At 64.8% G+C, this 13,584-nt stretch carries 15 protein-coding genes; 10 read left to right on the top strand and 5 right to left on the bottom strand.

Annotated elements, in window-relative coordinates; genetic code table 11:
• From A3728_RS00075 to A3728_RS00050, 6 genes are all read left to right on the top strand, one after another.
• Positions 1-770, top strand: a 770-nt coding sequence (locus A3728_RS00075; protein ID WP_150120585.1) for an ATP-binding cassette domain-containing protein, incomplete at its 5' end; no start/stop codon positions are given.
• Positions 767-1,237: a GNAT family N-acetyltransferase gene (locus A3728_RS00070; RefSeq protein ID WP_067919095.1), complete on the top strand. Its 471-nt coding sequence runs from the start codon at positions 767-769 to the stop codon at positions 1,235-1,237. The genes A3728_RS00075 and A3728_RS00070, both read left to right, overlap by 4 nt.
• Before the next feature lies 1 nt (position 1,238).
• A complete protein-coding gene (locus A3728_RS00065; protein WP_067919092.1) occupies positions 1,239-2,705 on the top strand; it encodes an aldehyde dehydrogenase family protein in 1,467 nt (488 codons plus the stop codon).
• Entirely contained in the window at positions 2,702-3,448 is a 747-nt protein-coding gene (locus A3728_RS00060; protein WP_067919090.1) for an SDR family oxidoreductase, read from the top strand. Before A3728_RS00065 ends, A3728_RS00060 begins: the two co-directional genes overlap by 4 nt.
• A 43-nt stretch (positions 3,449-3,491) precedes the next feature.
• Complete coding sequence (locus A3728_RS00055) at positions 3,492-4,481, top strand: P1 family peptidase (RefSeq protein ID WP_067919099.1); 990 nt, start codon at positions 3,492-3,494, stop codon at positions 4,479-4,481.
• The gene (locus A3728_RS00050) at positions 4,474-5,277 is read left to right on the top strand and encodes an alpha/beta fold hydrolase (RefSeq protein ID WP_067919087.1); all 804 of its coding nucleotides are present in this window, start codon (positions 4,474-4,476) and stop codon (positions 5,275-5,277) included. Before A3728_RS00055 ends, A3728_RS00050 begins: the two co-directional genes overlap by 8 nt.
• 20 nt (positions 5,278-5,297) lie before the next feature.
• Here A3728_RS00050 and A3728_RS00045 read toward each other — a convergent pair whose 3' ends face one another.
• The 4 genes from A3728_RS00045 to A3728_RS00030 form a co-directional block, all read right to left on the bottom strand.
• A complete protein-coding gene (locus tag A3728_RS00045) occupies positions 5,298-5,990 on the bottom strand; it encodes a fumarylacetoacetate hydrolase family protein (RefSeq protein WP_067919084.1) in 693 nt (230 codons plus the stop codon).
• Positions 5,991-6,235: 245 nt separating this feature from the next.
• Positions 6,236-7,765: a heme biosynthesis protein HemY gene (locus A3728_RS00040; protein WP_067919082.1), complete on the bottom strand. Its 1,530-nt coding sequence runs from the start codon at positions 7,763-7,765 to the stop codon at positions 6,236-6,238.
• Between the two features lie 13 nt (positions 7,766-7,778).
• Positions 7,779-9,509, bottom strand: coding sequence for a COG4223 family protein (locus A3728_RS00035; RefSeq protein ID WP_236628295.1), 1,731 nt, complete (start codon positions 9,507-9,509; stop codon positions 7,779-7,781).
• 72 nt (positions 9,510-9,581) lie between these two features.
• The gene (locus A3728_RS00030) at positions 9,582-10,286 is read right to left on the bottom strand and encodes a uroporphyrinogen-III synthase (protein WP_067919080.1); all 705 of its coding nucleotides are present in this window, start codon (positions 10,284-10,286) and stop codon (positions 9,582-9,584) included.
• Positions 10,287-10,359: 73 nt separating this feature from the next.
• Between A3728_RS00030 and tsaD the strand changes: the two genes are divergently transcribed.
• Genes tsaD through A3728_RS00010 form a run of 4 tightly spaced genes read left to right on the top strand, consistent with a single transcriptional unit; the run spans position 10,360 to position 13,091 of the window.
• On the top strand, positions 10,360-11,448 hold the full coding sequence (gene tsaD / locus A3728_RS00025) for a tRNA (adenosine(37)-N6)-threonylcarbamoyltransferase complex transferase subunit TsaD (RefSeq protein ID WP_067919078.1): 1,089 nt from the start codon (positions 10,360-10,362) through the stop codon (positions 11,446-11,448).
• Positions 11,445-12,398 carry an NAD(P)H-dependent glycerol-3-phosphate dehydrogenase gene (locus A3728_RS00020; protein ID WP_067919076.1) on the top strand — a complete coding sequence of 318 codons (954 nt, stop codon included), beginning with the start codon at positions 11,445-11,447 and terminating at the stop codon, positions 12,396-12,398. Before tsaD ends, A3728_RS00020 begins: the two co-directional genes overlap by 4 nt.
• 1 nt (position 12,399) lies before the next feature.
• The gene (locus A3728_RS00015) at positions 12,400-12,672 is read left to right on the top strand and encodes a YciI family protein (RefSeq protein ID WP_067919074.1); all 273 of its coding nucleotides are present in this window, start codon (positions 12,400-12,402) and stop codon (positions 12,670-12,672) included.
• Positions 12,672-13,091, top strand: coding sequence for an EVE domain-containing protein (locus A3728_RS00010; protein ID WP_067919072.1), 420 nt, complete (start codon positions 12,672-12,674; stop codon positions 13,089-13,091). Before A3728_RS00015 ends, A3728_RS00010 begins: the two co-directional genes overlap by 1 nt.
• A 45-nt stretch (positions 13,092-13,136) precedes the next feature.
• Here the strand turns inward: A3728_RS00010 and A3728_RS00005 are convergent, their stop codons facing one another.
• On the bottom strand, positions 13,137-13,478 hold the full coding sequence (locus A3728_RS00005; protein WP_067919069.1) for a DUF2853 family protein: 342 nt from the start codon (positions 13,476-13,478) through the stop codon (positions 13,137-13,139).
• Positions 13,479-13,584 lie beyond the last annotated feature (106 nt).

Genomic DNA, 13,584 nt, shown 5'->3' with positions numbered 1-13,584 from the left:
ATTACCGCCTGCCGCGAAGCTCCCTTTTCGGGGCGCCGGGCCGGTTCCGCGCCGTGGACGACGTCAGCTTTACCATAGACCGGGGCGAAAGGTTGGGGCTGGTGGGGGAGTCCGGCTGTGGAAAATCGACCCTGACGCGGACGATCCTTGGTCTCGACAAGGTGGACGAAGGGGAAATCACGCTCGACGGCGCGCCGGTCTTTGCCGGCAACCGCCCGAACCTTGCGGTACGGCGCAAGATGCAGGTGGTGTTTCAGGATCCCTTCGGAAGCTTCAACCCCCGGCACCGGGTCGACCGCCTGATTACCGAACCCTTTCACCTTACAAAGGATCCGCCGCGCGGCGCGGACCGGACCCGCGCGGTGGACGAAGCGCTCACCGCTGTGGGGCTATCCCCGAAGGATGCGCAAAGATACATCCACGAATTTTCCGGCGGCCAGCGCCAACGTATCGCCATCGCACGCGCCCTGATCATCCGGCCCGAACTGATCCTCTTTGATGAGGCGGTGAGCGCGCTCGACGTGTCGGTCCGGGCGCAGATCCTTGATCTGCTCGCCGACCTCTGCCGGGCCTATGATTTGACTTACCTTTTCATTTCGCATGATCTGTCGGTCGTGCGGACGGTAACGGATCGGGTACTGGTGATGCAGGCGGGCAAGATCGTCGAATCCGGGGCAACGCAAGATGTCTTTGACAACCCCCGCCATCCCTATACCCGCCAGTTGATCGCGGCGGCGCCGGTTCTGCCGCCGATGCAGGTGCCCGCATGACGGGCCGCATCTCCATCAGCCGGGTGGCCGAAGCCCATCGCGCCATGCTGGACGACATGGCGAAAACCTATTTCGCCGAAGTCCTGCCGGAGGGGCCACCCTATTTCCCCATGGCGCTGGACAGGTACTGGATAGAGCCGGGCCGTCATCCCTACCTCATCGAAGAGGATGGCGTTCCCATCGGCTTCGCGCTGGTCTGGAACCACCGCGACGGAACCCATGAACTGGCGGAATTCACGATCCAGCCCGCCTTTCGCCATCGCGGTGTCGGGACCGAGGCGGCGGAGCTTGTCTTCAATAGCCTCGGCGGCGACTGGGTTCTCGGGGTGTCCGCGCAGGCGCCGGGGGGCATGCCGTTCTGGCGGCAATGCCTTTCCGCCTGCGAAAACGTCTGCGACATAACCGAGGCACCGCCACGAACCGCAACGCAGGCAGGCATTTTCAACTTCAGGGTCGAAAGGGCATGACATGAATAACCCGCATCCCGCGTGGTTCGATACGGCGCTGTGCCTCATCGATGGGCAATGGGTGCCCGCCCGGTCGGGCGATACGCTCGATCTGATCGATCCCTCGGACGGCAGCCAGCTTGCGCAGATCGCCCGGGGCGGGCCGGAGGACGTGGATGCCGCCGTAGAGGCCGCGCATCGCGCGCTGGACGGGCAATGGGGGAAGCTTCCCGCCTTTGAACGCGGGCGCATCCTGACGCGCATCGGCCAAATGGTGCTGGAGCGTGTCGATATCCTCGCGGAGCTCGAGGCGCGGGATGTCGGCAAGCCGCTTTCGCAGGCCCGGGCGGACGCGGTGGCGCTGGCACGCTACATGGAATTCTACGCAGGTGCGGCGGACAAGGTGCATGGCCAGACCATTCCCTATCTGGAGGGATATACCGTCTACACCCTGCGCGAACCCCACGGCGTCACCGGCCATATCGTTCCATGGAACTACCCGATGCAGATCATCGGCAGATCGGTAGGCGCCGCGCTGGCGATGGGCAACGCCTGCGTGCTGAAACCGGCAGAGGAAGCCTGCCTGACCGCGCTCGCCTTCGCCCATATCTGTCAGGAGGCCGGTCTGCCCGCGGGTGCGCTCAACGTCGTGCCGGGGATCGGGGCGGAGGCCGGGGCCGCGCTGGCCGGGCATCCGGGGCTGCAACATATCTCCTTCACCGGATCGGTGCGTACCGGTGCGCTCATCCAGCAGGCGGCGGGCCGGAACGTGGTGCCGGTGACGCTGGAGCTGGGCGGAAAATCACCTCAGATCGTCTTCGATGACGCGGATCTCGACCATGCGCTGCCCTTTCTGGTCAATGCCGGGATCCAGAACGCGGGCCAGACCTGTTCCGCGTCGTCGCGAATACTCCTGCAACGTCCGGTCTATGACGAGGTGCTCCGGCGCATGGCGGCTGCCTACGAAGAGCTAACCGTCTCCCCCGCCATGAAGGATGCCCGCCTCGGCCCCGTGATATCGGACCGTCAGAAGCGTATCGTGGACGGTTTCATTGCCCAAGGCAAAGACCTCAGGGTCGCCGCGCGGGGCCGTCTCGTCGATGCGCCAGATACCGGCGCCTATGTGGTGCCGACCCTTTTTGCCGATGTACCGGTGGACCATACGCTCGCCCGGGATGAAATCTTCGGGCCGGTTCAGGTGGTGATCCCCTTCGATACCGAAGCCGAAGCACTGGCGATCGCGAACGGCACGGACTACGGGCTGGTCGCATCCGTCTGGGCGGGGAACGGTGCCCGCCAGATGCGAATGGCACGCAAGCTGAAATGCGGTCAGGTTTTCATCAACAACTACGGTGCGGGCGGCGGTGTGGAACTGCCGTTTGGCGGTATCGGCAAATCCGGCCATGGCCGTGAAAAGGGATTCGAGGCACTATACGGGTTCTCGCAATTGAAGACCGTGGCGGCGTATCACGGAATGGAGGACGAATGAGACTGACAGGAAAAACCGCCATCGTGACCGGCGGGGCCTCCGGGTTCGGCGCCGGCATCGTGCGCCGTTTCATGCAGGAAGGCTGCCGGGTGATGATCGCCGATATCAATATCGATGGCGCCGAACAAATGGCACAGGAAATGGGCGACCACGCCCTTGCCCAACGGGTGGATGTGGGCGACGGCGCCTCCGTCAGGCAGATGGTGCGCGCGGCGGCAGACGCATGGGGCCATGTCGACATCATGGTGAACAACGCGGGCGTCACGCATATGCCCGCCCCCTTGCAGGACGTCTCAGAAGATGATTTCGACCGGGTCTACCGGGTCAACATGAAATCCGTCTACTATACCTCGCGGGAGGTCGTGCCGCTCATGCAGGCGCGCAAATCCGGCACGATCCTCAACGTGGCGTCAACGGCGGGAGTCTCCCCCCGGCCCCGGCTCAACTGGTACAACGCCTCCAAGGGCTGGCTGATCACCGCGACCCGGACGATGGCCATCGAACTGGCGCCCGACAAGATCCGCGTGAACGCGCTGAACCCGGTTGCGGGGGAAACGCCGCTTCTGGCCTCTTTCATGGGTGAGGATACACCGGAAATGCGGCAGAAGTTCCTATCGACCATTCCCCTTGGCCGGTTTTCCCAGCCTGAGGATATGGGCAATGCGGCGCTGTTCCTCTGCTCCGACGAAGCGAGCATGATCACCGGGGTCGCGATGGAAGTCGACGGGGGCCGCTGCATATGAGGCGAGTGATCGTGTCGGCACTCCACAGTTGGGGCGCCGGGTGCTGACACCGGGGTCGCGGAACCTGATCACCGACGTCGAAGGTATCCTGGTGGGCAACGCCAGCGATGTCGCGATAAAATCGGGAACGACCGTGCTTTGCGGGCGTGAGCCGCTGGTCGCCTCCGTCGCCGTGATGGGTGGTGCCCCCGGCACGCGGGAAACGGAGCTTCTGTCGCCCGACAAAACGGTGCCCACGGTCGACGCGCTGGTACTTTCCGGCGGCTCCGCCTTCGGGCTGGACGCCTGTTCGGGCGTGATGGACGGGCTGCGCGCGGCGGGGCGCGGATTGCGCATCAGCACGGCCACGATCCCGCTGGTTCCCGGGGCGATCATCTTTGACCTGCTGAACGGCGGCACGAAGGACTGGGGCGAAAACCCCTATCGCGCGCTCGGGCGGGCGGCCTTCGACGCAGCGGGGGCGTCGTTTGAGCTGGGCACGGAGGGTGCCGGTACGGGCGCGTTGACCGCCATGGTAAAGGGTGGCCTCGGCTCCGCCTCGCTCCGCCTGCCGGATGGCAGCACGGTGGGTGCGCTTGTGGTCGCGAATCCGGTCGGGGCCGTCACGACACCGGGCGACAGACACTTCTATGCCGCCCCGTTCGAGATCGGCGATGAATTCGGCGGTCTCGGGGTCGATCCGGCCAGCGCGCTGGGCATGTCCTTCGAAAGCCGTAAGCGGGATTCCATGCATCCGCGTGAAAATACCACCATCGCCATTGTCGCCACGGATGCGGCTCTGACAAAGGCGGAATGCCAAAGAATTGCCACCGCGGCCCATGACGGGATCGGCAGGGCGACACTGCCTGCCCATACCCCGAACGACGGCGATCTGGTTTTCGGGGTCTCCACCGGAAAACGCCCGGCGGGGGATGTGCTGCTGACGGGGCACGCGGCATCACTCTGCCTTGCGCGGGCCATCGCCCGGGCCGCCTACCATGCGCGCCCTGCCCCGGGCGACCTGCTACCCACATGGAGCGATCTCAATGCCTGAACTCACCCTGCCCGAAAATGTGACCCTGCATTACGAGGTCGACGGTTCCGGGCCGCCACTGCTGCTGCTTGCGGGCATGATGGGCGACAGCGCGGGGTGGGCCGCCCTGCTGCCCCATCTGACCCCCCATTTCACCGTGGTGCGGCCCGACAACAGAAGCACGGGCCGGACCCGGCCATGGAACGCAGAGGCCTCAGTGCAGATCTATGCCCGGGATGCGGCGGCGCTGATGGCCGATCTTGGGTTCGAACGCTATGACGTCTGCGGCCATTCCATGGGCGGTCTCATCGCGATGGAACTGTTCGGGCTGGAGCCAGATGCCGTCCGGCGGATTTGCATCCTCGCCTCTGCGCCGGTGCGGGTCCCGCGTACCATGGGCGTCTTCGACAGCCTGCTGGCGGTACGAAGCGCGCCCGAAGGGGAAACGCTGTGGTTGCGCGCCCTCTACCCATGGCTTTTCGCCCCGGCCTTCTTTGCCACCCCGGGTGCCGTCGAACAGGCTCTGACACTGGCGTTAGGCTACCCCCATGCGCAGGGGCGGGATGCCATGGCCCATCAGATTGAGGTGCTGCGCAGCTACCGCCCCACGATCCGGGCCGCCGATGTGACCTGCCCGGTGCTGACGGTCTTTGCGGGCGACGATCTGCTGATACCGGAGGAGGCAGGCCGCGCCGCCTTTGCCGCGATGCCCGATATCACACAAACCACCCTGCCCGATGCGGGCCATTCCCTACATTGGGACAAACCGGCAGAGGTCGCGGACCTGCTGACAGATTTCCTGCGTCCGGGAAAGTAACGGGCCCCGTCCACCCGGGCCTATGCGCGCGGTCCGATCTTCACCTCAAGCTCACCGATGCCTTCGACACCGCCGGTGATCACATCCCCGGGTCCGACCGACCCGACCCCGGCGGGCGTGCCCGTCATCACCAGATCGCCCGGGCGTAGATGCATGGCGCGCGACAGGGTCGCCACATGTTCGCGCACCGACCAGATCAAATCGGACAGATCAGCGTCCTGCCGCGTCTCACCGTTCACGGCGAGCCAGATGCGCCCTTCGGAGATTGAAGGCACGTCACCAATCGGCTTGATCGCCCCGATAGGCGCCGATTGATCAAAGGCCTTCCCCCAGTCCCACGGGCGGCCCGCGTTCTTCGCTTCGGTCTGCAGATCGCGGCGCGTCATGTCGAGCCCGACCGCAGCGCCCCAGACGTGGTTCATCACCTCGTCCTCGGCAATATCGGAGCCTTCCTTTCCGATCGCGATGACCAGTTCGATTTCGTGGTGCAGATTTTCGGTCAGCTTCGGGTAGGCAATGGTACAGGGCGTATCCAGCGCCGCATCCGCCGGTTTAGTGAAGAAAAACGGAGCTTCCCGCGTCGGGTCTTTCCCCATTTCGCGCGCGTGGGCTTCGTAGTTGCGGCCCACGCAAAAGATGCGGCGAATGGGGAAACGATCCTCACTCCCCTGAACGGCGAGACTGGGCTGCGCGGGAGCGTCGAAAACATACATCAGTGACTTCCTCTTTTGTCGCGGAAAAGGCCGAGCTTTTCCTGAATGGGCCTCTCGGAATTGGGAGAACAGCGCGCTGTCCTCCCCCCATTTCATGCGTGATTTCCTGCCCGCTTGGAACGACGAATATCTCCCACGGCTTCCATACGATGACCTTGGCGCGCAGATGCGTCCCGAACCCTCGATTCAGAGACGGTTTCCGGGGGTACGCCGACGGTATTGCCGCCCTGCCGATGGCCCCTCGCTCAGGGGCCGGCGGTGATCGTGTCCTGCCGGGTGCTCGTCTCGGGCCTGTTCGCCGCTGTAGACTCTGCGGAGTCGTCGGAAACCAGTTCCGCCTCCTCGATATCGCTGCGGGTCGCGACCGTGGGGACGCCACGTGCGCCTGCCCGGTCTTCCGTTGTACCGACGATCAGGGGCAGCATCTGGACGCCGCCGGGCATCGCCACCTCGGACATGGGGGGAGTTTTCCATTCCAACGTGTCAAAGCTGCCGCAGTTGTTGCAAACGGGCTGCCAGGATGCGTGGATATGTTGGCAATTCTCGCAAATCCATTGCGGGCCGCGCGGCACGGTCAGCGCCCGGGTGAGCCAGCCTTTGACCACACTGTCGGACGCGCCTTCGCCGCGCTCGATTGCCGCCATCAGTGTCACGGAACGCGCAGTAGGCTCGGATTCCACCAGATCGCCCAAGGACCGGCGCGCCTGCGGAAAGTCTTCGGCGGCCACGTGAAGCTCGGCCAGAAGCATGCGTGTTTCGGGATGGTCGGGCTGCAGCCGTGTCAGGGCGCCGAACCGCTTGATCCGCTGTTGCGGCGTCTCATCGGGTTCGATCGCGGCAAAGGCCGCCGCGAGATCGGGATGCGGCTGCGCTTCCCACGCCTTGCGGAGCACGCGGCTGGCCTGACGCTTCTTGCCCTGATCCAGATAGGCATGCGCGGCCATGACCGCGGCGGGGATGAGGTCCGGCGACAGGCGGTTCGCCTCGATGGCCGATTCCTGCGCTTCCTGCGTGCGCCCGGCGGCGATGTCTTCCTTTGCCTCGGACAGCGCCAGTACGGCATCGCGGCGTTTGTGCAGATCGCGGGGGATCTGGCCATGTTTCAGCTTGGTGCTCAGCGTGTTGCGTGCGCCGCTCCAGTCTTCGCGATTGGCCTGAAGCTTCAGCAGGGTATCGCCGGTTTCGGCGTGCTTCGGCTTTAGCGCAAAGGCTTTCTGCGCAAGCTGATAGGCGGTCTCGGTATCGCCCTCGGCCAGCTTCTGCCGCATGATGCCGCGCACGCCGACAAATCGGGTACGCTCGTTTTCAATGAGCTTGCGATAGCTTTCTTCTGCCTTGCGGCGGTCTCCGGCCATTTCGGCGGCCTGTGCCGTCAGCAGGTTCGTGACCTCCGGACGGTTGAGATACCGATCCGCCTTCGCGGCCTTGTTCATGGCCACGCGCCCTTCGCCGCTCGCTAGAGCCATCAAGCCATCGGACAGGGCTTCCAGCCCCTTCTTTTCACGGTTCCGGTCGAAATGGCGCGATATGGCGGTTTCGTCCCCGTTCAGGAACTTCCATGTCGCCACGAGCAAACCGAGGATCTTGAACAGGAGCCAGACGGCAAGCACCAGCAACAGCACTGCGATGACCGATTGCAGCGGCCCGAAGTTGTATTCCGTTCCCATGACGGTGACCTGCAATCCGCCCTGACTGTCGAGCAGATAGGCGGCGCCATAGGCAAGTGCTGCGACGATGATAACGAACAGGACAATCTTGATCAGCGACCAAATCATAATTCGGAATTCCTCAGTTAGCCGTCAGGCGTTGCGCCAGTTCTTCGGTCGCGGCTTCGGCGGACTGCCGGGCCCGGGCGTCCTGCAACCATTCCTGCATCGCGGCCTGTGCCGGTTCAGGCAGGGTTTCGATCTCTGCCAGTGCATCGGTCAGGCGACCGTCACGCACCGCGGCCTCCGCGCGGGACAAAACGGCATCCGGGTCGGTCCCGTCACGCGGGGCGACGGAACGCGCGCCCAGCTGCCGGCGCAGAAAGCCCGCAACGCCCGTCTCGGACGTATCCCCGCCCGCCACGCGGGCGGCACTCAGCGCACTGCGGGCCGCATCGGGAAAGCGATCCTGAAGGTTGGCGAGCGTGGCGACACCGTTCTCGGCCGATTGCCGCAGCGCCTCGGGGATGTCTGAAACACCGGCGGCCTCCAGTTCCTGAACCGCCGTCGCGAAGGGCTTTCCGTTGGCCACGGCGGTCGAAATACGGGTCAGCGCGGCCTGTACAGCAGCATCGCGGGCCGCGTCGGCGGTGGCCTCTTCGACACTGCGCGCGTTTTCGAGCAAGGTCTGGATTTCAGCGCGCTGGCTTTCGATGGTCTCGCGCAGGCGCGACCGTTCGGCTTCGATCGATTGCCGCAGTTCGGACTGCTCCGCGCCCAGATCCTCGCGAAGTTGCGCGATTTCTGAATCGTACACTGCAGTTATGTCTTCCGGCGTCGTGGTTTCCGCCGGGCGCGCTTCCAGCGCCTCGATCCGTGCGGATAATTCGTTCATGGATTGCGTCAGCGTTTCGATCTGGGCCTCAAGGGGGGCAAGATCCACGGCTTCGCCAGTGACCACCGGCGCCTCGGGGGCCGGGGCGTTTTCGAGCGCGGCGATACGTTCCTGCTGCTGGGCCACCGCTTCGCGCCAGTCCCCATCCTCTACCGGCGCGCTACGGCGTTCCAGCAGATCAAGCTCGGACGCGGCGAAGCCCAACCCGCCCGCCACGAGACCGCCAAGCACGAGCGGCCAGAATACACTGCGCCGCCTGTCAGGTTCGCCCTGCGAAGTAGCGGCGGGTGGTGTCGTTTTGCTTTGCGACGGGGCTGTTTTTTCCGGGGCCGACGACGAAGCGGGGGATTGTGCAGCGCTTTCGGACGTCTTGGCAGTGGCGCTTGCCGCGCTTCCTGCTTTCTGCGATCCGGCCTTGCTGGCCTCCGATTTCGTGGCATCGCCCGACGCGCCGGGTGCTGTCTTTGCCGTGTCATTCCCGCTGGCAGGCTTGCTCACCGTGCTGGCGTAGGCGTCGGCGGGTTTGGCGGTATCGCCTTTGTCCGACGCACCCGACGCGGGCTTGTCATCCTTGGCATCCTTCCCCGATGCGACAGTGGCGGCGGCACTTTTCGTCTCGGCGGGTTTGTCCTGCTTGCCGGTATCAGCCGCGCTTTTCGCGGGCTTGGCATCACTCGCCTTGTCATCCGACTTAGCCATGGGGGTGGAGGACTTGGCAGGCTGGGAACCCGACTTCGCCGCGGGCTTTGTTGCGTCAGCCGTCGCGGAACCGGATTTCGCGCTTTCGGATTTGCCTTCGGGGGTCGGTGTGGCGGCGGACTTGTCTGCCGTGGACTTGCCGGTCGACGCCGTGGAATCCGGCTTCGCGCCCTCCGCAGCCCCGGAAACCTTGGCCTTGTCCTGCGTCTCCTTCGCGTCGGATTTCGCAGCCTGCGTTGCCTTGCTTGACGCTGCTACCGGTTTCTTAGCTTTCGCCACTCTTTCCACCTCTCCGATTCTGACAATTCCGCCAGTTAGACTGACCAACCTTATCCGGCAAGGTGGCCTCCCTCAAGCGAAGGTGGCGCGGCGTAGAAGCTTTTCAATATCTTCCGTCATTTGTCCTGCATTGGGATGGGCGCAAATGTGCAGCTCCGCAAAGCTGCCGGAGCGCAGGGCCGCAGCCACCGCAGGGCTGAGCGCGACGACCTCGATCCGGTCCTGAAACGGTACCTCCTCTACGAAGATCTCTGCCGTGCGGGGTGAAAAGACAGGCGCGATGATCCGGCTTGCCGCAGCCAGTTCGGCGCGGCTTTCCGGCGTCAGGCCGCGGCGCCGCTGATCGTAGAGAATACAGGTTTCCACCGTCATCCCGGCGGCGCTCAACCGCTCCGCGATGTTTCCACGCCTGTGTTTTCCGGCGAAATGGATGACACGACCGGCGGGCGGCGTCTTCGACAGGGCGGCTAACAGTTCATCCGCCGTGGCGGCCACTGCCGGCGTATCCCACCCCCGCTCCGTAGCTTGCGCCGCCGTCCGGGGGCCCACGCAAAACGCGGGCCTGCCGTCGCCGTCCGGAGCGAGTGCAACCCCATTGCGCGAGGTAAAGATCGCCCCGTCACAAGGCCCATAATCAGGCACGGGCGTGACGGGCGCGATCTGCAGAAGCGGCGCCATGACGACACGTAAGCCGGGCAGCAGATCGGGCGCCAGCCCGACCGCGAAGCCTTCGCTGTCGTCCTGCGGGCGGGTCAGCAGCAGAAGTGGCACGGTCATGGCGGCCCTTGTTGTTCGCTCCGTCATGGGGTGATACCTGCTGAACAACCGTCATTCAACGAAAGCCGCCTTCTTGTCCTCCGCGCTGACCATCCTCGGCCTTGAAAGCAGTTGCGATGATACTGCCGCAGCTGTTGTCCAGCGCACGGCGGATGGCAGCCTGCGCATCCTGTCCTCTGTCGTGGTGGGCCAGAACGACCTGCATGCGGCCTTTGGGGGCGTCGTGCCCGAAATCGCCGCCCGCGCCCATGCCGAAAAGCTCGACCTCTGCGTGGAAAAGGCGCTGGACGATGCAGGCCTTTCCCTTGCCGGGGTGGACGGTATCGCCGTGACCGCCGGGCCGGGGCTGATCGGGGGCGTGGTTTCCGGGGTGATGTGCGCCAAGGGGCTTGCCGCGGCGACGGGCAAACCGCTCATCGGGGTCAACCATCTGGCCGGGCATGCGTTATCGCCGCTGCTGTCGGAATCGATAGCCTTCCCCTATCTCCTGCTGCTGGTGTCCGGGGGGCATTGCCTCTTCATACGCGTTTGCGGCCCGGATCGCTTCGAAAGACTGGGCGGCACGATCGACGACGCGCCGGGCGAAGCCTTCGACAAGATCGCTCGGCTGATCGGCCTGCCCCAGCCCGGCGGTCCTTCGGTCGAACGGGCGGCGAAAGACGGGAACGCGGCCCGGTTCCGGTTCCCCCGTCCCCTGCTGGACCGGGAGGGATGCGATATGTCCTTTTCCGGCCTCAAGACCGCCGTGCTGCGCACCCGGGATGCCATCGTCGCCGAAAAAGGCGGGCTGACCCGTCAGGATCAGGCCGATATCGCGGCTGGGTTTCAGGCAGCGGTGAGCGAGGTATTGGCCGAAAAGACACGCCGCGCCGTGTCAGAAGGTGGCGAAGCGAGCACCCGCCTCTGCGTTGCGGGTGGCGTCGCGGCCAACCAGACGATCCGCGAACAGCTTGAAGGCGTTGCCAAAGCGGCGGGGGCCGAGTTCACCGCCCCGCCCCTGCATCTGTGTACCGATAACGCCGCGATGATCGCCTTTGCGGCCCTGCTGAACTGGAAGGAAGACAGGTTCGACGACATGACGCTTTCTGCCCGGCCCCGCTGGCCGCTCGATTCGAACGCGCAGCCCATGCTGGGCAGCGGCAAGAAGGGTGCCAAGGCATGAGCGTCGCTGTCTACGGGGCTGGAGCCTTTGGAACCGCGCTGGCGATTTCCCTTGGTCAGGCCGGTCCGGTCACACTCATGGCGCGTGACCTGCGTGACATGGCAGAGGCCCGCGAAAACACGGCCCGCCTGCCCGGCTGCCCCTTTCCCGACAACCTGCACCTCGCCAAAGGAGGCCCCGACGCCGCAGAGGCGGAAACGATCCTGCTTGCGGTGCCGATGCAAAAGCTGCGCGCGGTGGTCGCCCCCTTTGCCGCAGCGCTAAAGGGCCGGAACCTCGTGGCCTGCTGCAAGGGCATCGAGCTTGATAGCGGGCTCGGCCCCGTATCCGTCCTGCGCGAAGCGGTGCCGGATTCGATGCCCGCCATCCTGACCGGCCCCAGCTTTGCCGCGGATATCGCGCGGGGGCTGCCCACGGCGCTGACCCTCGCCTGTGCCGATGCGGAGGCGGGAAAGGCCCTGCAGCAGCGGCTCACCACCGGAAACCTGCGCCTTTACCGGACGTCGGACACCACGGGCGCGGAACTGGGCGGGGCGCTGAAGAACGTGGTCGCGATTGCCTGCGGCGCGGCGATGGGGGCCGGGCTGGGTGAAAGCGCACGCGCGGCGCTGATGACACGCGGTTTCGCCGAAATGCAGCGCCTCGCGGCTTGGCGGGGGGCCGATCCCGTGACCCTCGCCGGTCTGTCGGGATTCGGGGACCTTACGCTTACCTGCACCTCGGAGCAGTCACGCAACTACCGTCTGGGACAATCCATCGGGGCGGGCACGCCATTCGATGCCTCCACCACGGTGGAGGGTGCAGCCACCGCGCGCGCCGTGCACCGCATCGCGCAGGAAGCCGCGCTCGATATGCCGATCACCCGAACCGTCGCCGCCCTGCTGGATGAGGAACTGGACGTTCGCAGCGCAATGGCGCAACTTTTGACCCGACCCTTGAAGGAGGAATGACATGCTCGTCGCCCTGATCGCCCATGACAAGAAGGACGCGCAGAACATCCGCGCGGACAACCGCCCCGCCCATCTCGACTATCTGAACGCCAGCGATTGCATTTTTCAGGCAGGCCCCCTGCTGACGCCCGAAGGCGGCATGGCCGGATCGCTCATCGTGCTGGATGTGCCCGATCTGCAGGCGGCGCAGGACTGGGCCGATGCCGACCCCTACGCCAAGGCGGGCCTGTTCGAGAACGTCGAACTGATCGAATGGAAGAAAGTGATCGGCTGATGGCACATTGGCTCTTCAAGTCCGAGCCTTCCACATGGAGCTGGGACGATCAGGTCGCCCAGGGCGACGCGGGGGAGGAATGGGACGGCGTGCGCAACTATCAGGCACGCAATTTCATGCGGGACATGAAGAAAGGCGACACGGGCTTTTTCTATCACTCCCAGTCCGAGAAAGCGGTCGTCGGGATCGTGGAAGTCATCGCCGAAGCCCACCCCGACAGCACGACCGACGATGAGCGCTGGGAATGCGTCGATATCCGCGCGCTGCGCCCCCTCGCCCGGCCGGTCACGCTGGCGGACGCCAAGGCCCGGCCCGATCTGTCCGAGATGGCCCTGCTGCGCAATTCCCGCCTCTCCGTTCAACCGGTCACTGAGGAAGAATGGCGCATCGTCTGCGATATGGGCGGCGTCGAGCCGTGACCCGGGTAGCGACGGGCCACCTTTCACCGGCGGCCCGCCGGAAATTCAGTTATAGACGCTTTCCTTGCCGAAATGCTTGGTCAGCAGGTAATAGACAACCGCGCGGTACTTGTTCCGCTCTGACCGGCCATAGGTCGTCAGCGCCTTTTGGATACCGCCCATCAGTTCATCGCTGTCCGGCAGGCCCAGCTTTTTCATCAGGAAGTTTTCCTTGATGGTGTTCAGTTCGCTCGTCTGGCTGGCCGCCACGGTCTGGGCGTCTGCGTTGTAAATCGACGGTCCGCAGCCGATCGTGACCTTCGTCAACAGATCCATGTCCGGCTCCACGCCGCATTTGTTCCTCAGATCGTCCGCGTATTTCGCGATCCATTCATCCCGTTTGCCCATGTGCGTCTCCAATCCTTGGTATCCGATCACCAAGACGTGATCCTCAGGGCAACCTAAGCGCAGAAGCGAATCAGACAAAGAAATTTCTCAAGGGGGGTGGTTCCGG

Origin of the sequence: Sulfitobacter sp. HI0040, assembly GCF_001634885.1 — a bacterium.
Classification (GTDB): Bacteria; Pseudomonadota; Alphaproteobacteria; order Rhodobacterales; family Rhodobacteraceae; genus Sulfitobacter.
This window is presented reverse-complemented; position numbering and strand designations above follow the sequence as displayed.